Raw genomic sequence first — 17,079 nt, 5'->3', positions numbered from 1 at the left:
GATAGCTACCCATGGCCCGCAAAAAAGCTGCACTGGATTTCGAACAATCTCTCGCTGATCTGCAAACGCTGGTCGAACGTCTCGAAAACGGCGAGCTGTCGCTGGAAGATTCGTTGACCGCCTTCGAGCAAGGTATTCGCCTGACCCGTGATTGCCAGGGCGCCTTGGCCCAAGCCGAGCAAAAGGTTCAAGTCCTGCTGGAGCGCGATGGCGAATTGGCTGAAGAGCCCTTCGATGCGGACCAGCCAGAATGATTGCCATTTATCAGGCCCGAACCCAGGCTCGCGTTAACGCAGCCCTGGATGGCCTGTTTCTGGCACCCAGCCCTGAACTGACCCGCCTCTACGCCGCCATGCGCTACAGCGTCATGAACGGTGGCAAGCGCGTTCGACCGTTGCTCGCCTATGCCGCCTGCGAGGCTCTGGGTTCGTCCCCGGCGCTGGCCGATGGCGCAGCCTGCGCGGTTGAGTTGATTCATGCCTATTCGTTGGTGCATGACGATTTGCCGGCGATGGACGACGACGATCTGCGTCGCGGCCAGCCCACTACTCACAAAGCCTTCGATGAAGCCTGCGCGATCCTTGCGGGTGACGGTCTGCAAAGTCTGGCGTTCAGCGTGCTGCTCGACTCAGCCCTGACCCCCCAAGGCGCCGAAACTCGACTCAAGATGATCAACGTCTTGGCTCAGGCCGCCGGGCCAGCGGGGATGGTGGGCGGACAAGCCATTGATTTGGGTTCGGTAGGCATCAAGCTCGATCAGGCCGCATTGGCCTTCATGCACCGGCATAAGACCGGCGCGCTGATCGAAGCCAGCGTCACCCTGGGCGCTCTGGCCAGTGGCCGCGCCGAAAAAACCGAACTCGCATCCCTGCAAAGTTACGCTCAAGCCGTGGGCCTGGCGTTCCAGGTCCAGGACGATATTCTCGATGTTGAAAGCGATACCGCTACCCTCGGCAAACGCCAGGGGGCCGATATTGCGCGTGACAAACCGACCTACCCTGCGCTGCTGGGCCTGGACGCCGCAAAAGCGTACGCGCTGGAACTGCGTGATCAGGCGCTGCATGCACTGCGACCATTCGACGCGGCAGCCGAGCCTTTGCGTAACCTTGCGCGCTATATCGTCGAACGCCGCAGTTGAAAATGCGGGATTACAACGAACTGACTGACATCGGTCGGGTCTAGAACCTACGTGAATACATTCATTGTCTGACCATCCTCTGCCCTGCTTCGTGGGCAGCATCGCGATGCATCAGGTAAACTGCCGCCTCTTCTACTTATATCGATTCGCCTGATGCCTACGACGTTCAAAGAGATCCCCCGCGAGCGCCCGACTACGCCTTTGCTCGACCGTGCGAATACGCCGGACGGCTTGCGCCGGTTGGGTGAGGCCGAGCTGGAAACCCTGGCGGATGAACTGCGCCTGGAACTGCTCTACACCGTAGGTCAGACCGGCGGGCATTTTGGTGCTGGCCTCGGCGTTATCGAGCTGACCATTGCCTTGCATTACGTCTTCGATACCCCGGACGACCGCTTGGTCTGGGACGTGGGCCATCAGGCCTATCCGCACAAGATTCTCACCGGCCGCCGCCAGCAAATGGGCAGCCTGCGGCAGAAGAACGGCGTCGCAGCCTTTCCGCGCCGTGCCGAAAGTGAATACGACACCTTTGGCGTCGGCCATTCCAGTACCTCAATCAGTGCCGCGCTGGGCATGGCCCTCGGGGCCCGCTTGCAGAACAGCTCACGCAAAGCCATTGCCGTGATCGGCGACGGTGCCTTGACCGCTGGCATGGCCTTCGAAGCGCTGAACCACGCGCCGGAAGTGGCTGCGGACATGCTGGTCATTCTTAATGACAACGACATGTCGATCTCGCGCAATGTCGGCGGGCTGTCGAATTATCTGGCGAAGATTCTTTCAAGCCGTACTTACGCCAGCATGCGTGAGGGCAGCAAAAAAGTGCTCTCACGCCTGCCCGGCGCCTGGGAAATTGCCCGCCGTACTGAAGAGTATGCCAAGGGCATGTTGGTCCCCGGCACCCTGTTCGAAGAGCTGGGCTGGAATTATATCGGCCCTATCGACGGCCACGACCTGCCAACGCTGATCGCTACGTTGCGCAACATGCGCGACCTTAAGGGTCCACAGTTTCTGCACGTGGTCACGAAAAAGGGCAAAGGCTTCGCCCCGGCCGAAGCAGACCCCATTGGGTATCACGCAATTACCAAGCTCGAACCTCTCAATGCTCCGGCTGCCGCACCTAAAAAGGCCAGCGGACCGAAGTATTCAGGCGTGTTCGGCCAGTGGATTTGCGACATGGCCGAGACCGATCCGCTTCTCGTCGGGATTACCCCGGCAATGAAAGAAGGCTCGGACCTGGTTGAGTTCAGCGAACGCTTTCCAGAACGTTATTACGACGTCGCCATTGCTGAGCAGCACGCCGTTACGCTGGCCGCTGGCATGGCATGCGAAGGCGCCAAGCCGGTGGTAGCGATTTATTCCACCTTCCTGCAGCGCGGCTACGATCAGCTGATTCACGACGTCGCGGTGCAGAACCTTGATGTGTTGTTTGCCATCGACCGTGCCGGCCTGGTCGGTGAAGACGGTCCGACTCACGCTGGCAGCTTCGATTTGTCTTATCTGCGCTGCATTCCCGGCATGCTGGTGATGACGCCGAGTGACGAAAACGAATTGCGCAAAATGCTCAGCACCGGCTACCTGCACATAGGTCCAGCGGCAGTCCGTTACCCACGCGGCACAGGCCCGAATGCAGCGATTGACAGCGGCCTTGAGCCGTTGGAAATCGGCAAAGGCGTGGTCCGTCGCACCGGGCAAAAGGTTGCATTATTAGTGTTCGGCGTGCAATTGGCCGAAGCGCTGAACGTCGCTGAGAAGCTGGACGCCACGGTGGTGGACATGCGCTTCGTCAAACCGTTGGACGAGGCGCTGGTTCGACAGATGGCCGCTGGACACGAACTGCTGGTGACCATTGAAGAAAACGCGATCATGGGCGGAGCCGGTGCTGCTGTCAGCGAATTCCTGGCACGGGAAAATATTCTAAAGTCCGTGCTGCACCTGGGCTTGCCAGACAGCTACGTCGAACACGCCAAGCCTGCGCAAATGCTGGCTGAGTGTGGGCTGGACGAAGCCGGGATCGAAGCCGCCATCAACCAGCGCCTGGAATTGATGGCGCGCTGAAGCCGGGCGCAACATCGAGGCCCCACAGAAACCTGTCGGGATGCGATCTAATGTGGTGCTGCTGCAATCCTGATCACCCCAACTGGCGGGGGATTCGGTAGAGGTACAGCAAGACGACGCTGGAGAATGCCAGGAGAAACAACGGCACGGCTTCAAGGCCGACGAACACGGCGAGGGCACCAATCCAGGCGGGTAGCCCAGCGGCGAGGAAGGCGATGCGGCGGCGTGCAGCCAATTCAATCCAGGCAGCGGCTTCTTCCGGGGTGTTCAGGGCTTTTTCAGTGGCGATGAGCGCGTTTTTGTACTGGCCAAAAAATTTCAGACTGGCAAACATCGACGCGATACCGGCGATGAACATCGGCATCGCCAGAATCGGCACAAGCGCTTCACCGCTGCCGAAAATACCGTTGACCACTAACAGCGGCGCTAACGTTAGAAACAGCTGCCACCACCACGCTAGCGCCAATCGGCGACGGACGTTGTTGCGTGTCACGCGCGGCCAGCTTCGGTCAAATGTTCGTTGCCCATCATATGCCCAAGCTTGCCAGCCTTGGTCGCCAGGTACTGTTTGTTGTGGGGGTTATGGCCCGTATGCAGCGGCACGCGTTCGGCGATGGTGATGCCCATGTCGGTCAAGGCTTTGACCTTTCGCGGGTTATTGGTCATCAAACGCAGGGATTTGACCCCCATGTGCTCCAGCATCGGCGAGCAAATGGCGTAGTCGCGCTGATCGGCGGCGAAACCCAAACGCTCATTGGCTTCGACGGTGTCAGCACCGCCATCCTGAAGCTCGTATGCACGGATTTTGTTCAGTAAACCGATACCCCGACCTTCCTGACGCAGGTACAACAACACGCCACGACCTTCCGAGGCAATCGCCTGCAACGCAGCTTCGAGTTGCGATCCGCAATCACAGCGCTGGCTGAACAAGGCGTCACCGGTCAGGCATTCGGAATGCACGCGACCCAAGACCGGAGTTCCATCGGCGACGTCGCCGAGGCTGAGAACGATGTGCTCACGCCCGGTGGCTTCCTCAAGAAAGCCGTGCATGGTGAATTGCGCAAAAGGGGTTGGCAGCTTGGAAGCAGCGACGAAGACGACGGGCACCTTTGTGCTCCTGATCATGATTGGGACTGGAAAATCGCAGTGGCAACATTGTAACAGCGGATTCCGGGGGGCGCTTAGGCTGAATTATTGGCTATACATATCAACTTGATAGATAAAGCCCGGTTGCATATTCCAAAACAGCAGCCAACGCGCCCATTACAGTGCGCCTACGGCCCACACCAGCCCATGCATGCCCAACCAGGCAAACACCCCCGCCAGAACGTCATCGAGCATGATCCCTACCCCGCCATGCACATGCTTGTCGATCCAGCGAATCGGCCACGGCTTGAGGATGTCGAAGAAACGGAACATCAGGAATCCCGCTAACAGCCAGTACCATCCTTCAGGCACTAGCCACAGGGTGATCCACATGCCAACGAATTCGTCCCAGACAATGCCTTCATGGTCATGCACCCGCAAGTCATCGGCGACCTTGCCGCACAGCCAGACGCCGAACAGCATGGTGACGCCAAGCATCAACCAATAACCCCAGTCCGGAAGCATTTGCCACAGCGGAATAAACGGCAAGGCGACTAGCGAGCCCCATGTGCCCGGGGCTTTGGGCAAGGTGCCAGAGCCAAAGCCAAACGCCAGGAAATGCCATGGGTTAGTCCACACCGTCGGTGGAGTCCGCTGTCCTGAGGTCTTTTTAGAGGAATTTGTCACTGAGTCTCCTGAAAATGTTGATAGCCACGCGCCAATGGCGTGACGTCTTTTCCGTCGCTGTCGACCAGGCAAACGCCCTGCCCCGCCTCAACTCGACCGATCACCCGCACGGACGAAACGGCAGCGCGTAGACCGGACAGTTGCGACGCGGGCAAGGTAAACGCCAGCACATAATCATCGCCGCCACTCAACGCCGCTTCGCGCGCCGCTTCTAGCCCGAGAAACGCCAGCAGCGGCGCTGACAGCGGCAGCGCCTCACGCTCAATCACCAACCGCACATTGGAGGCGGCGGCGATGTGTCCGCAATCAGCCAACAATCCATCGGAGACATCCAGCGCTGCGGTGGCTTTACCGCGCAGGGCCAAGCCGAGGGCCAGCTGTGGTTGCGGCGACCAGTAACGCGCCAATAACGCGTCTGCGATAGACGTCTCGGCGTTGCGCTGGTTCAGTACCAGCGGCAATGCGCCGGCGCCGTCGCCCAACTCGCCGCCGACACACAGCAGATCGCCGACCTGGGCGCCACGGCGGGTCAGCGCCAGACCCGCAGGCACACGACCAAACACTGTCATCGTCAGGCTTAATGGCCCACGCGTGGTGTCGCCACCCACCAGTTGCAACGAGCAGCGCTGCGCCATCAGGTTCAAACCCTGGGCGAACGCTTGCAGCCAGTCGGCATCGACACTGGGCAAGGTCAGGGCAAGGGTAAACGCCAGCGGAGTCGCCCCCATGGCAGCCAGATCGCTGGCGGAAACCGCAAGCGCGCGCTGGCCCAACAGAAACGGGTCGCAGAGATCGGGGAAATGCACGCCGGCAACCAGCGTGTCGGTAGAGATTGCCAATTGTTCGCCAGGCGGCACCGTCAGCAGGGCGCAATCGTCGCCGATCCCCAATGCAACACCCTCGCCCGCCTGCGCACAGGGGGCAGCGGCGAAGTATTTGCGGATCAGCGCGAATTCATCCATGGCAATCAGGCGTTCAAGAACGCTTGTGAGCCTTCACCTCGGCTTCGCGCAAGCGCGGAGCCAATTTGTCCAGCACGCCATTGACGAACTTGTGGCCGTCGGTGGAGCCGTAGACTTTCGCCAGCTCGATACCTTCGTTGATCACCACGCGATACGGCACGTCGATCCGCTTGAGCAGCTCGTAGGTCGACAGACGCAAGATCGCCAGTTCAACCGGGTCGAGTTCTTCGATGGTGATGTCCAGGCAAGGCGCGAGGGCAGTATCGATCGCAGTCTTGTTGGTCGGAACGCCGTGCAGCAATTCCTGGAAGTACGTCGCGTCAACATTGCTGAAGTCGTTATCGACGCGGAACTGCGCTTCGATTTCGTTCAGCGAGTGACCTGCCATGTGCCACTGATACAGCGCTTGGGTCGCCAATTGACGCGCTTCGCGGCGCTTGGCACTTTTACCCTTGGCGGCTTCTGGATCTTTTGCGTCGCGGGGGTTGAACTGGTCGGTATCGTCGGAAATCATTGGGCCTCCAACTGTGACAACAAGCTGACCATCTCAATGGCGGTCAAAGCAGCTTCAGCGCCTTTGTTCCCGGCTTTGGTGCCGGAACGTTCGATGGCTTGTTCAATAGAGTCGACGGTCAGTACGCCAAACGAAACCGGCACGCCGAATTCCATGGAAACCTGAGACAGGCCTTTGACGCATTCGCCAGCGACGTATTCGAAGTGCGGAGTGCCGCCACGAATGACTGCGCCCAAAGCGATGATGGCTGCGTACTCGCTGCGCTGGGCAACTTTCTGCACCACCAGCGGGATTTCGAAGGCGCCCGGCGCGCGAATGATGGTGATGTTGCTTTCGCTCACACCATGGCGAACCAAGGTATCAACGGCACCGCTCAGCAGACTTTCGACGACGAAGCTGTTGAAGCGGCCAACCACCAAGGCGTAGCGGCCTTGGGGAGCGATGAAGGTACCTTCGATGGTCTTCAGGGTCATTAGGGTGTGTCTCATCTTAAAGAGCAAGCACGCCCAATCGGCGTGCTTTAAGGGATTTTAGGCCACCATCTGCAGACTGTCGGACAGGACCTATCAAATCCACTGGATTTTCAGGCGCTGCCCAACCGGTCGTTATTCGGAGGGCACGTATTCTACAACTTCCAGATCGAAACCGGATATCGCATTGAACTTCATTGGTGAACTCATCAGGCGCATTTTGCGCACGCCCAGGTCGCGAAGAATCTGCGAACCCGCCCCAACGATGCTGTAGGTGGTCGGCGTCTTGACCGTAGCGTTCACGGCGGCGTCACGGATATGCGCCAGCAATACATCGCCATCCAGCGGATGGCCCAACAACAGCACAACCCCGCTGCCGGCCTCGGCCACGGCGGCCATGGCCGCACGCAGGCTCCAGCGACCGGGCTGTTTGACCATTAACAGGTCGCGCAGGGGGTCCATGTTATGCACCCGAACCAGTGTCGGCACGTCAGCGCAGATGTCGCCCAGGGTCAGCGCCAAATGGACGTCGCCTTCAACCGAGTCGCGGTAGGTCACCAGGTTGAACTGGCCCAGTTCGCTGTCCATGGGCTGCTCGGCAATCCGCTGAACGGTACGCTCGTGAATCATCCGGTAGTGAATCAGGTCAGCGATGGTGCCGATCTTGATCCCGTGTTCGGCGGCAAACGCCTCCAATTCAGGGCGACGGGCCATGGTGCCATCGTCATTCATGACTTCGCAGATCAAGCCGCTCGGCTCAAAACCGGCCATGCTCGCCAAATCGCAGGCGGCTTCGGTGTGGCCTGCCCGTGCGAGGGTGCCGCCCGCTTGAGCCATCAACGGGAAGATATGGCCAGGGCTGACGATGTCTTCAGCTTTAGCGTCTTTGGCGGCAGCAGCCTGCACCGTACGGGCGCGGTCGGCAGCGGAAATACCGGTGGTGACGCCTTCGGCCGCTTCAATGGACACGGTGAACTTGGTGCCGAAGCCGGAGCCATTGCGCGGCGCCATCAACGGCAGCTTGAGGGTTTCGCAGCGCTCGCGACTCATGGGCATGCAGATCAGGCCGCGGGCGTGCTTGGCCATGAAGTTGATGTCTTTGGCCTGAACGCACTCGGCGGCCATGATCAGGTCGCCTTCGTTCTCGCGGTCTTCGTCATCCATGAGGATGACCATTTTGCCTTGGCGAACATCTTCAACCAGTTCTTCAATACTGTTGAGCGCCACAAGGCACCCCCTTTAATCAGGATTTTAGGTAGCCATTGGAGGCTAGAAAACTTTCAGTGATGCCGCCTGCTGCAACGTTCGGCTCTGCGGCCTTATCGCCCAGCAACAGACGCTCCAGGTAACGCGCCAGCAAGTCCACTTCCAGGTTGACCCGACGTCCCGGCTTGTACTCAGCCATGATGGTTTCGGCCAAGGTGTGCGGGACGATGGTCAGGTCGAATTCAGCGCCATTGACGGCGTTCACCGTGAGGCTGGTGCCATCAACGGTGATCGAGCCTTTGTGCGAGATGTATTTGGCCAGCTCACGGGGCGCGCGGATGCGGAACTGGATGGCCCGGGCGTTTTCTTCCCGAGAAATCACTTCGCCGACACCGTCGACGTGCCCGCTGACCAAATGACCGCCGAGTCGCGTGGTGGGCGTCAATGCTTTTTCCAGGTTCACCGGGCTACCGGTTTTCAAATCATCGAATGCGGTGCAATCAAGGGTTTCACGGCTGACGTCGGCCCAAAAACCGTCGCCCGGCAGCTCGACTGCGGTCAGGCAGACACCGTTAACCGCGATGCTGTCGCCGAGTTTGACGTCGCCGAGATCAAGTTTGCCGGTGGCCACATGGACGCGGACATCGCCGCCTTTAGGGGTCAGCGCACGGATACTGCCAATGGATTCGATAATGCCGGTAAACATGTGGTTCTCCAGGAGAACAAGGCCCGCGCTAAGCGGAGGCGGATAATTTTACGCGGTTGCTCAGGCAGGAACGGCGATTACTCGCCAATCATCACCGACAGCTCGCATTTCAATAATTTTCAGTTCCAACGCTTCGCTCATCTTCGCCAAGGGCAGATCAAGCAGCGGCCGCGCCGAGGAACCAAGGAATTTTCCTGCGACAAAAATCTGAAACTCGTCGACTAGACCGAGCCGAGTGAACGCACCGGCCAAACCGGGACCCGCCTCGATCAGCACGTCATTGACGCCACGCGCTGCCAATTCGACCATCAACTTGTGCAAATCGACTTGGCCGGCACTATTGGCTAACGCCAGCATTTCGTGTCCTTCGGCGAGGTAATGCTCGCGCGCCGAGGCCGCGGCACAGGTCACCACCAGCGTATTGCCGGCCTGGAAGAACGGCGCATCCAGCGGCACTCGCAGTCGGCCATCAATCAGCACGCGCAATGGCGGTCGGGTGAGGGCCAAGGCCGTCAGTTCGGCATCCAGCCCGAGTTCGTCCGGGCGGACCGTCAAGCGCGCACCGTCGGCGAGTACCGTGTCGGCGCCGGTCAAAACCACGCTCGACTGGGCGCGCAAGCGTTGCACCGCAGAACGTGCGGCCGGGCCGGTAATCCATTTGCTCTCGCCGCTGGCCATGGCCGTGCGCCCGTCGAGGCTCATGGCCAACTTGACCCGCACGTACGGCAGGCCATGCTCCATACGCTTCAAGAAACCTTTATTCAGCGCCCGTGCGTCGCTTTCCAGCACGCCGCTTTGTACCGCAATGCCCGCTATCATCAGGCGCAGCAGGCCTTTGCCCGCAACGTCCGGATTGGGGTCTTGCATCGCCGCCACCACCCGCGCGACACCGGCATCGACCAACGCTTCAGCACATGGCGGGGTACGCCCGTGATGGCTGCACGGTTCAAGGGTGACGTAAGCAGTGGCGTCGCGGGCTTTGTCACCGGCCTGACGCAGGGCATGCACTTCGGCGTGGGGTTGACCGGCGCGCACGTGCCAGCCCTCGCCGACGATCTGCCCGTCACGGACGATCACGCAGCCAACACATGGGTTTGGATGCGCGGTATAGATGCCTTTGCGGGCGAGCTCCAGCGCCCGAGCCATGTAATGGCGGTCCAGGGCGCTCTGTTCAGCCGAAGGAAGGCTCATTCTTTCACCGGTTCGCGGGCGAGACGGTCGATCTCTTCACGGAATTCGTTGAGGTCCTGGAATCGCCGATACACTGAAGCAAAGCGGATATACGCGACTTCGTCGAGCTTCTGCAACTCGCCCATAACCAACTCACCCACCACCAGCGATTTCACTTCACGCTCGCCAGTGGCTCGCAGCTTGTGCTTGATGTGGGCCAACGCGGCTTCCAGGCGCTCAACGCTGACCGGACGTTTCTCCAGGGCGCGCTGCATACCGGCACGCAGCTTCTCTTCGTCGAAAGGCTGACGACTGCCGTCTTGCTTGATCAGGCGCGGAAGCACCAGTTCGGCGGTTTCGAACGTCGTGAAGCGCTCGCCGCAGGCCAGGCATTCGCGACGGCGACGGACTTGCTCGCCCTCGGCAACAAGGCGCGAGTCAATGACTTTGGTGTCATTGGCACCGCAGAAGGGACAGTGCATGGTGGCAGGCAACAAAAAAAGGGAGGCTCATGGTAGGGCGAGTCTTCTTTTATTTCCAGCGGGGAAAAAATGCGGCCCGTCGCCGTACGTTTTAGCGGCGCGACAAGTGCCGGGCTTTACGGTATATAGACCCGCGGCGAGCCGTGTGAAAATCATGCGGCTGGGCAATACTGCGTCTCCTGCCGCGCCTCCCCCGGATTTTTGTATTGTTGGAGCTGTTCATGTCGCTACGACCGCTTGTCTTGCTCTGTCTTGTTGGCTTTCTAGCCGCTTGCAGCAGTGAAGCGCCGAAAAAACCTGTCGCGGCTAAAGCAGCGGTTCAGCAGCCTGCCGCCGTCAAATTGCAGGAGGGGCCGGGGCCATTGCCGGCTTACCAGCGCGAACTAAGCGGTCAATTGGTGGGTGCGCCTGCGGGCGCGCTGGTGGAGTTGGCGCTGCTGGTGATCGACGACAAAGGTCGCCCCCAACGGTTGTTGGCTAACACCACATTGACCGGGACCAATCAGGCACTGCCTTTCCAGCTGCGTTTCAACCCGGATTCCTTTCCGATGGGCGCCCGAGTCGAACTACGCGGCCGGGCTAGTCAGTCCGGCCAGTTGATCCTGCACCTGCCGTCGCTAAGGATCGAACAAGGCACCACCCAGGCGCTGGGGGCTTTGCAGTTGGTGGTTGCGCCTTAGGCTGAGTACCGAAAGCCCTCTGTAGGAGGGGCCGCCACGTCTTCGACGCCGCGCTGTCGCGCAGCAAATACAAAACCTGCAGATTATTTTTCAGTCAATAAGTTATGCGTTGTTTGATAAGAGCCAACTGGTTGGCCGAACCGCATCCCCCGTAAGAGCCAACTTGTTGGGGAGACAATGTGTCTGTTTCACCAAGGCGAATGTCGCCAACAAACAGGGTGCGATTTCGCAGTGATATAGTTGCGCCATTGAATGCCTTTTTCGAGACTAGCGATGAGCCAGGACACCCCGTACATTTTCGACGCAACCACTGCGACCTTCGACCAACTGGTCATCGAGGCCTCGTTCCACAAGCCCGTGCTGGTAGATTTCTGGGCTGAATGGTGCGCGCCGTGCAAAGTGCTGATGCCACTGCTGAAGAAAATCGCTGACGAATACCAGGGCGAGCTGTTATTGGCAAAGGTCGATTGCGACGCGGAGCAAGACATCGTCGCTCGTTTTGGCATACGTAGTCTGCCGACCGTGGTGCTGTTCAAGGACGGTCAGCCGGTGGATGGTTTTTCCGGTGCACAACCTGAATCGGCCATTCGCACCATTCTTGAGCCGCACGTGCAACTGCCGCCTCCCGTGGCTGCTGACCCGCTTGAGCAAGCGCAGTTACTTTTCGCCGAAGGCAGCATTGCTGACGCCGAAGCGGTGCTGAAGCATCTGCTCGGCGAGGACAACACCAATGCCGCCGCGCTGATTCTGTACGCACGTTGCCTGGCCGAACGCGGCGAACTGACCGAAGCCGGCGCAGTGCTTGATGCGGTGACAGGCGATCAGCACAAAGCCGCGCTGGCGGGTGCCAAGGCGCAGTTGACGTTCCTGGGTGAAGCGGCCAACTTGCCCGACGTTGCGGACTTAAAAACCCGACTGGCAAAAAATCCCCAAGACGATGAAGCCGCCCATCAGTTGGCGATTCAACAACTGTCGCGCCAGCAATATGAAGCCGCGCTGGATGGCCTGATGAAGCTGTTCATCCGTAATCGCAACTATGCCGAAGGCCTTGCACACAAAACCTTGCTGCAAGTGTTCGACCTGCTGGGCAACGACCATCCGCTGGTTACCATGTACCGGCGCAAATTGTTTGCCGCGCTTTACTGACTGACCCAGCTATACAGCGGTGCGTCGGCGCCGCTCACCACCTTGACCTCGGCGCTGTGGCGCAAACGCACCAACAGGCGCTTGCCCGCTGCAGTGCTGCCGGTCAGCGCTTCAAGCTCGCCGAGCAAATCCGGCCCACTCAACTGCCCGGCCTTGCGCAGCAAGTCTTTGGCGACGTGCCAGATGGCGTCGTCCTGGCTCACCGGGGCGGGCGCTGGCGCAGTGCTCGCGGGTTTCGCCTGTCCTTGTAACGCTAGCTGGGCACCCAACTGCGCCCAGTCGCCTTCATCCAGTTCAAGCGTCAGGTCCACCGGCCATTCGCCGATGGTTCCACGGATACGCACCATGTCTGTCTCCCTATTAATAATGTCCTGAAGGAGCCAACGTATTGGCGAGCCGTTGACGGTGTCGAATACGCCGCTTCGCCAACAAGTTGGCTCCTATAGAGATTTGTTTTGATTAGCTCATACATGGGGTGCCCGAACAAATTGCCGCGTGTCAGGCACCGACTAACTGTTATAAGATCACATAACGAATCAATGCCCTGTGCACCCGGAGTTGTCCCCATGCGTCGTCTGTTACTCGCCCTGCCTTTTGCTCTGCTTCCAATGGCCATGGCCCACGCCGCTGAAGTAGAACACGCCAGCCTTGGCGCCCACGAGCACGGCGTTGCGCGCTTGGACGTTGCGCTGGACGGCCGATCATTAGAGTTTGAACTGGACAGCCCGTCGATGAATATCGTTGGCTTTGAGCACGACGCCAGCACCGGCGAGGACAAAGCCACCGTTGCCAAGGCGCGCGAACTGCTGTTGAAATCCCAGGCGCTGTTCAATCTGCCGCTGGCTGCCAAATGCGCAGTGACCACGCAAAAGCTGCAGAGCCCGTTATTCGGCGACACACCTGAAGCGGACAATGACCACGACGACGATAACCACGCGCCTGATAACGGCGAAGCCAGCGAAGAACATCACCACAGTGAAATCCATGCCCATTACGTGTTTGTCTGCGACGCCCCTTCGGAGCTGAAGCGCCTCGACCTGTCGCAGATTTTCAAGACCTTCCCCGGCACCCACAAGATTCAAGTACAACTGATCGCTCCTAATGGCCAGTACGGCACTGAAGCAACGCCTGACAACGCCACGCTGAAGTTCTGATAATCCGGTGAACGCGCCCCAAATGACCCAAGCACTCATCGAACTGTCCGACCTTGGCTTTAGCTGGCCAGGTCATGCGCCGCTGCTGGACATCCCGGCGTTTCGCCTGGAACCCGGCGAAACCCTGTTCCTCAAAGGTCCCAGCGGCAGTGGCAAAACCACGTTGCTCGGGCTGTTGGGCGGTGTACAGAAGCCCAACCGGGGCAGTATCCGGCTGCTGGGCCAAGAGCTGACGCAACTGTCGGCCGGCGCCCGCGACCGCTTTCGGGTTGATCACACGGGGTATATTTTCCAGCAGTTCAACTTGCTGCCGTTTCTCTCGGTAAGGGAAAACGTCGAGCTGCCGTGTCACTTCTCGAAACTCCGCGCCACGCGCGCGACCCAGCGTCATGGCAGCGTCGAGCAAGCTGCCGCCACCTTGCTGGCGCATCTGGGCTTGAAAGACCCGGCACTGCTGAGTCGACGGGCAGACTCTCTGTCCATCGGCCAGCAACAACGGGTCGCGGCGGCCCGGGCGTTGATTGGTCAACCGGAGCTGGTGATCGCTGACGAGCCGACCTCGGCATTGGACGCCGATGCCCGGGAGGCGTTTATTCGCCTGCTGTTCGCGGAGTGCCAGGAAGCCGGTGCCAGCCTGCTGTTCGTCAGCCATGATCAAAGCCTGGCGCCGCTGTTCGACCGCAACCTGTCGCTGTCTGAACTCAATCGCGCCGCCGTCGCCGCAGAGGTTTGAGATGTATTTGTTTCGTCTAGCCATGGCCAGTCTGGCAAACCGTCGCTTCACCGCGTTTCTCACCGCGTTTGCCATCGCCTTATCGGTGTGCCTGTTATTGGCGGTCGAGCGGGTACGCACCGAAGCCCGGGCCAGTTTCGCCAGCACCATCAGCGGCACCGACCTGATCGTTGGCGCACGTTCCGGCTCGATCAATTTGCTGCTGTATTCGGTGTTTCGCATCGGCAACGCCACCAACAATATCCGTTGGGACAGCTTCGAGCATTTCGCCAACGACCCGCATGTGAAATGGGCGATCCCGATTTCCTTGGGCGACTCGCACCGCGGCTATCGAGTGATGGGCACCAACGAAGCGTATTTCGAGCATTACCAGTACGGTCATCAACAAAGCCTGGAGCTGGCAACAGGCCGAGCGTTTGCCACCGACCCATTTGAAGTGGTGCTAGGCGCTGAAGTCGCCGACGCGTTGAAATACAAACTGGGCGACAAGCTGGTGTTGGCTCACGGCGTGGCAGTGGTCAGCCTGGTCAAACACGACGACAAACCGTTCACCGTGGTCGGCATTCTGAAACGCACCGGCACCCCCGTAGACCGCACGTTGCACATCAGCCTTGGCGGCATGGAAGCAATCCACATCGACTGGCACAACGGTGTTCCGGCCCATGGCGCCGGGCGGATCAGCGCCGATCAGGCGCGCAACATGGACCTGACTCCCACCGCGATCACTGCGTTTATGCTCGGCCTGAATAATAAGATCGCGACCTTTGCCGTGCAGCGTGACATCAATGAATTCCGAGGCGAGCCGATGCTGGCGATTCTGCCCGGCGTGGCCTTGCAGGAACTGTGGAGCTTGATGAGCACCGCCGAACAAGCGCTGTTCATTATTTCGCTGTTCGTGGTGGTGACCGGTTTGATCGGCATGCTTACCGCGATTTTGACCAGCCTCAACGAACGCCGCCGGGAGATGGCGATTTTGCGTTCGGTGGGCGCCCGGCCTTGGCATATCGCTAGTTTGTTAATTCTCGAAGCCTTTGCCCTGGCGTTGGCGGGGGTGGTCAGCGGCGTGGTGTTGCTGTACGTCGGCATTGCCTCGGCCCAGGGGTTTGTGCAGTCCAACTACGGATTGTTCCTGCCGCTGTCATTGCCCAGCGCATATGAATGGTCGCTGCTCGGGGGTATTCTGCTCGCCGCACTGTTGATCGGCACCGTGCCCGCGTGGCGCGCCTACCGCCAGTCACTGGCCGATGGCTTGTCGATCCGTTTATGAGGACTTCCACCATGTTGCGCCCACTGTTCGCGCTGTTGCTGTTGATTGCGCCGTTACTGGCGGCGACACCGACGTGGGCCGCTGACACGCAGCCACGCGACTTGACCTGGGAGCAAATGATCCCGCCGGATGCTCCAAAACCGCCGCCGCAGAAGGCGGTGATCCATAGCCTGTCCGGTATGGCCGACGCGTTGGAGTCCGCGCCCGCCGCCAAACAGCAATCGCCATCGGCGCCGGTGGTCAAGGCACTCGACGGGCAGCATATCCGCCTGCCGGGTTACATCGTTCCGCTGGAAGTCACGGAAGAAGGCCGGGTGACGGAGTTTCTCTTAGTGCCCTACTTCGGCGCCTGCATCCATGTGCCACCGCCGCCGTCGAACCAGATCGTCTACGTGACCAGCAAGGTCGGGGTCAAACTTGATGAGCTGTATCAGCCGTATTGGATCGAAGGCTCGATGAAAGTCGAAGCGTCTACCAGTGAACTGGCCGATGCGGGCTACAAAATGGCGGCTGAAAAAATCTATGCGTATGAGCTGCCGGATTCTTGAATTCCCGAAGAGATTACTTGCGGTAGGAGCTGCCGAAGGCTTCGATTCGACCGGGAACCGGTCGCCCTCGTTATACAGCTGAAGGGGGTGCCGGTCGCCCGCGACCCCGGCCTATCGCAGCCTTCGGCAGCTACTACAGGTTTTGTGTTTGCTGCGCGACAGCGCGGCGTCGAAGACGTGGCGGACCCTTCTACAGAGCTGATGGCTGGCTTATAGACATCCATTTCATTGAGCTGAGTCAAAAGGCCCGTGGCAGACGCGCCCTACCATTAGACATCGCCACATTTAATCGTCTAATGGAGCCTTCATGCACAAGTCACTGCTCTGCGCGTCTCTTTTTGCGCTGGCGCTCAGCGCCTCCCTCGTCGCACAGGCCCACGAAGCCGGCGACATCATCGTTCGTGCTGGTGCGGCGACGGTGAGCCCTAACGAAGACAGCGGTAATCTGAAACTGGATGGCGCCAAAGTCTCCGGCACCAAAGCGACTCTCGACAGCGACACCCAGCTTGGACTGGCGGTGGCGTACATGCTCACGAACCACTTCGGCATTGAGTTGTTGGCGGCCACGCCGTTCAAACACACGGTGGGTGTCAAAGGCCTCGGCCCGACCCTGGATGGCAAGTTGGGTGATATCAAACAACTGCCGCCGACCTTGTCGTTGCAGTACTACCCGCTGGAATCCTCGTCGAAGTTTCAACCTTATGTGGGCGTGGGTCTGAACTACACCGCGTTTTTCGGCGGGGATTTGACCGGCGAACGCAAGAACGAGGGGTTTAGCAATCTTAAGGTCAAGGATTCGGTAGGCATCGCCGGCCAGATTGGCGCGGACTATATGCTGACCGACCGAGTGATGCTTAACGCCTCGGTCTGGTACATCGACATGAGCACCAAAGCCACCGTCGACGGCCCCAACGCACTGGGCGTCGGCCAGACCAAGGTCAATATGGACGTCGATCCATGGGTCTACATGGTGGGGTTGGGTTACAAGTTTTAACGCCCACACCGCAACATTTGTAGGAGCCAACTTGTTGGCGAGGCGCTTAATGCGGCGTGTCTGACACACCGCTTCGCCAACAAG

General features: G+C 59.6%; 21 protein-coding genes. 10 read left to right on the top strand and 11 right to left on the bottom strand.

The genetic code is table 11. From position 1 onward, the window contains the following. The first annotated feature begins 11 nt into the window (after nucleotides 1–11). From JWR17_RS02680 to dxs, 3 genes are all read left to right on the top strand, one after another. The gene (locus JWR17_RS02680; RefSeq protein WP_297836734.1) at nucleotides 12–254 is read left to right on the top strand and encodes an exodeoxyribonuclease VII small subunit; all 243 of its coding nucleotides are present in this window, start codon (nucleotides 12–14) and stop codon (nucleotides 252–254) included. Continuing rightward, nucleotides 251–1,138 (top strand): (2E,6E)-farnesyl diphosphate synthase, encoded by an 888-nt coding sequence (gene ispA / locus JWR17_RS02675; protein WP_299828029.1) that lies wholly within the window; start codon nucleotides 251–253, stop codon nucleotides 1,136–1,138. Before JWR17_RS02680 ends, ispA begins: the two co-directional genes overlap by 4 nt. 153 nt (nucleotides 1,139–1,291) lie before the next feature. Then, the gene (gene dxs, locus JWR17_RS02670; protein ID WP_299828028.1) at nucleotides 1,292–3,190 is read left to right on the top strand and encodes a 1-deoxy-D-xylulose-5-phosphate synthase; all 1,899 of its coding nucleotides are present in this window, start codon (nucleotides 1,292–1,294) and stop codon (nucleotides 3,188–3,190) included. Between the two features lie 73 nt (nucleotides 3,191–3,263). On the opposite strand, the gene JWR17_RS02665 is transcribed toward dxs, so the two are convergent. The 10 genes from JWR17_RS02665 to nrdR all read right to left on the bottom strand — a co-directional run bounded on the left by JWR17_RS02665 (nucleotide 3,264) and on the right by nrdR (nucleotide 10,473). Next, entirely contained in the window at nucleotides 3,264–3,683 is a 420-nt protein-coding gene (locus JWR17_RS02665; protein ID WP_299828026.1) for an MFS transporter, read from the bottom strand. Continuing rightward, nucleotides 3,680–4,297: a GTP cyclohydrolase II gene (gene ribA, locus JWR17_RS02660; protein WP_299828023.1), complete on the bottom strand. Its 618-nt coding sequence runs from the start codon at nucleotides 4,295–4,297 to the stop codon at nucleotides 3,680–3,682. Before ribA ends, JWR17_RS02665 begins: the two co-directional genes overlap by 4 nt. Before the next feature lie 156 nt (nucleotides 4,298–4,453). After that, nucleotides 4,454–4,963 carry a phosphatidylglycerophosphatase A gene (locus JWR17_RS02655; protein ID WP_299828021.1) on the bottom strand — a complete coding sequence of 170 codons (510 nt, stop codon included), beginning with the start codon at nucleotides 4,961–4,963 and terminating at the stop codon, nucleotides 4,454–4,456. Further along, nucleotides 4,960–5,925, bottom strand: a complete 966-nt coding sequence (gene thiL / locus JWR17_RS02650; RefSeq protein WP_299828019.1) for a thiamine-phosphate kinase — start codon at nucleotides 5,923–5,925, stop codon at nucleotides 4,960–4,962. Before thiL ends, JWR17_RS02655 begins: the two co-directional genes overlap by 4 nt. Before the next feature lie 13 nt (nucleotides 5,926–5,938). Further along, nucleotides 5,939–6,439 (bottom strand): transcription antitermination factor NusB, encoded by a 501-nt coding sequence (gene nusB, locus JWR17_RS02645; RefSeq protein ID WP_299828017.1) that lies wholly within the window; start codon nucleotides 6,437–6,439, stop codon nucleotides 5,939–5,941. Beyond that, nucleotides 6,436–6,912, bottom strand: a complete 477-nt coding sequence (ribE, locus tag JWR17_RS02640; protein WP_299828015.1) for a 6,7-dimethyl-8-ribityllumazine synthase — start codon at nucleotides 6,910–6,912, stop codon at nucleotides 6,436–6,438. The genes nusB and ribE overlap by 4 nt, the downstream gene beginning before the upstream one ends. A 132-nt stretch (nucleotides 6,913–7,044) precedes the next feature. Continuing rightward, nucleotides 7,045–8,136: a bifunctional 3,4-dihydroxy-2-butanone-4-phosphate synthase/GTP cyclohydrolase II gene (ribBA, locus tag JWR17_RS02635; protein WP_299828013.1), complete on the bottom strand. Its 1,092-nt coding sequence runs from the start codon at nucleotides 8,134–8,136 to the stop codon at nucleotides 7,045–7,047. Between the two features lie 16 nt (nucleotides 8,137–8,152). Continuing rightward, nucleotides 8,153–8,821 carry a riboflavin synthase gene (locus JWR17_RS02630; protein ID WP_299828011.1) on the bottom strand — a complete coding sequence of 223 codons (669 nt, stop codon included), beginning with the start codon at nucleotides 8,819–8,821 and terminating at the stop codon, nucleotides 8,153–8,155. A 60-nt stretch (nucleotides 8,822–8,881) separates the two neighbouring features. Further along, nucleotides 8,882–10,012: a bifunctional diaminohydroxyphosphoribosylaminopyrimidine deaminase/5-amino-6-(5-phosphoribosylamino)uracil reductase RibD gene (gene ribD / locus JWR17_RS02625; protein ID WP_299828009.1), complete on the bottom strand. Its 1,131-nt coding sequence runs from the start codon at nucleotides 10,010–10,012 to the stop codon at nucleotides 8,882–8,884. Beyond that, on the bottom strand, nucleotides 10,009–10,473 hold the full coding sequence (nrdR, locus tag JWR17_RS02620) for a transcriptional regulator NrdR (RefSeq protein WP_297832514.1): 465 nt from the start codon (nucleotides 10,471–10,473) through the stop codon (nucleotides 10,009–10,011). The genes ribD and nrdR overlap by 4 nt, the downstream gene beginning before the upstream one ends. Before the next feature lie 221 nt (nucleotides 10,474–10,694). Between nrdR and JWR17_RS02615 the strand changes: the two genes are divergently transcribed. Both JWR17_RS02615 and trxA read left to right on the top strand, forming a co-directional pair. Continuing rightward, nucleotides 10,695–11,153: a hypothetical protein gene (locus JWR17_RS02615; protein WP_299828007.1), complete on the top strand. Its 459-nt coding sequence runs from the start codon at nucleotides 10,695–10,697 to the stop codon at nucleotides 11,151–11,153. A 273-nt stretch (nucleotides 11,154–11,426) separates the two neighbouring features. Beyond that, nucleotides 11,427–12,299, top strand: a complete 873-nt coding sequence (trxA, locus tag JWR17_RS02610; RefSeq protein WP_299828006.1) for a thioredoxin — start codon at nucleotides 11,427–11,429, stop codon at nucleotides 12,297–12,299. Here the strand turns inward: trxA and JWR17_RS02605 are convergent. Continuing rightward, nucleotides 12,293–12,646, bottom strand: coding sequence for a hypothetical protein (locus tag JWR17_RS02605; RefSeq protein WP_299828004.1), 354 nt, complete (start codon nucleotides 12,644–12,646; stop codon nucleotides 12,293–12,295). The genes trxA and JWR17_RS02605 overlap by 7 nt on opposite strands. A 219-nt stretch (nucleotides 12,647–12,865) precedes the next feature. Between JWR17_RS02605 and JWR17_RS02600 the strand changes: the two genes are divergently transcribed. The 5 genes from JWR17_RS02600 to JWR17_RS02580 all read left to right on the top strand — a co-directional run bounded on the left by JWR17_RS02600 (nucleotide 12,866) and on the right by JWR17_RS02580 (nucleotide 16,995). Beyond that, entirely contained in the window at nucleotides 12,866–13,453 is a 588-nt protein-coding gene (locus tag JWR17_RS02600) for a DUF2796 domain-containing protein (RefSeq protein WP_299828002.1), read from the top strand. A 22-nt stretch (nucleotides 13,454–13,475) separates the two neighbouring features. After that, a complete protein-coding gene (locus JWR17_RS02595) occupies nucleotides 13,476–14,186 on the top strand; it encodes an ABC transporter ATP-binding protein (protein ID WP_299827999.1) in 711 nt (236 codons plus the stop codon). A 1-nt stretch (nucleotide 14,187) separates the two neighbouring features. Continuing rightward, nucleotides 14,188–15,453 (top strand): ABC transporter permease, encoded by a 1,266-nt coding sequence (locus JWR17_RS02590; RefSeq protein WP_299827997.1) that lies wholly within the window; start codon nucleotides 14,188–14,190, stop codon nucleotides 15,451–15,453. Between the two features lie 11 nt (nucleotides 15,454–15,464). Continuing rightward, entirely contained in the window at nucleotides 15,465–16,001 is a 537-nt protein-coding gene (locus tag JWR17_RS02585) for a DUF3299 domain-containing protein (RefSeq protein WP_299827995.1), read from the top strand. 307 nt (nucleotides 16,002–16,308) lie between these two features. Next, nucleotides 16,309–16,995 carry an OmpW family outer membrane protein gene (locus JWR17_RS02580; protein WP_299827993.1) on the top strand — a complete coding sequence of 229 codons (687 nt, stop codon included), beginning with the start codon at nucleotides 16,309–16,311 and terminating at the stop codon, nucleotides 16,993–16,995. Nucleotides 16,996–17,079 lie beyond the last annotated feature (84 nt).

This window comes from Pseudomonas sp. (assembly GCF_028293835.1).
Classification (GTDB): Bacteria; Pseudomonadota; Gammaproteobacteria; order Pseudomonadales; family Pseudomonadaceae; genus Aquipseudomonas.
The sequence above is the reverse complement of the archived record's forward strand: the minus strand, read 5'-3'. Positions and strand labels throughout refer to the sequence as shown.

Excerpts from the sequence above, each read along its gene's own strand:
- JWR17_RS02680 (WP_297836734.1), top strand. The coding sequence starts at position 12 with ATGGCCCGCAAAAAAGCTGCACTGGATTTCGAACAATCTCTCGCTGAT.
- ispA (WP_299828029.1), top strand. The coding sequence starts at position 251 with ATGATTGCCATTTATCAGGCCCGAACCCAGGCTCGCGTTAACGCAGCC.
- dxs (WP_299828028.1), top strand. The coding sequence starts at position 1,292 with ATGCCTACGACGTTCAAAGAGATCCCCCGCGAGCGCCCGACTACGCCT.
- thiL (WP_299828019.1), bottom strand. The coding sequence starts at position 5,925 with ATGGATGAATTCGCGCTGATCCGCAAATACTTCGCCGCTGCCCCCTGT.
- nusB (WP_299828017.1), bottom strand. The coding sequence starts at position 6,439 with ATGATTTCCGACGATACCGACCAGTTCAACCCCCGCGACGCAAAAGAT.
- ribE (WP_299828015.1), bottom strand. The coding sequence starts at position 6,912 with ATGACCCTGAAGACCATCGAAGGTACCTTCATCGCTCCCCAAGGCCGC.
- JWR17_RS02630 (WP_299828011.1), bottom strand. The coding sequence starts at position 8,821 with ATGTTTACCGGCATTATCGAATCCATTGGCAGTATCCGTGCGCTGACC.
- ribD (WP_299828009.1), bottom strand. The coding sequence starts at position 10,012 with ATGAGCCTTCCTTCGGCTGAACAGAGCGCCCTGGACCGCCATTACATG.
- nrdR (WP_297832514.1), bottom strand. The coding sequence starts at position 10,473 with ATGCACTGTCCCTTCTGCGGTGCCAATGACACCAAAGTCATTGACTCG.
- JWR17_RS02615 (WP_299828007.1), top strand. The coding sequence starts at position 10,695 with ATGTCGCTACGACCGCTTGTCTTGCTCTGTCTTGTTGGCTTTCTAGCC.
- trxA (WP_299828006.1), top strand. The coding sequence starts at position 11,427 with ATGAGCCAGGACACCCCGTACATTTTCGACGCAACCACTGCGACCTTC.
- JWR17_RS02605 (WP_299828004.1), bottom strand. The coding sequence starts at position 12,646 with ATGGTGCGTATCCGTGGAACCATCGGCGAATGGCCGGTGGACCTGACG.
- JWR17_RS02600 (WP_299828002.1), top strand. The coding sequence starts at position 12,866 with ATGCGTCGTCTGTTACTCGCCCTGCCTTTTGCTCTGCTTCCAATGGCC.
- JWR17_RS02595 (WP_299827999.1), top strand. The coding sequence starts at position 13,476 with ATGACCCAAGCACTCATCGAACTGTCCGACCTTGGCTTTAGCTGGCCA.
- JWR17_RS02590 (WP_299827997.1), top strand. The coding sequence starts at position 14,188 with ATGTATTTGTTTCGTCTAGCCATGGCCAGTCTGGCAAACCGTCGCTTC.
- JWR17_RS02585 (WP_299827995.1), top strand. The coding sequence starts at position 15,465 with ATGTTGCGCCCACTGTTCGCGCTGTTGCTGTTGATTGCGCCGTTACTG.
- JWR17_RS02580 (WP_299827993.1), top strand. The coding sequence starts at position 16,309 with ATGCACAAGTCACTGCTCTGCGCGTCTCTTTTTGCGCTGGCGCTCAGC.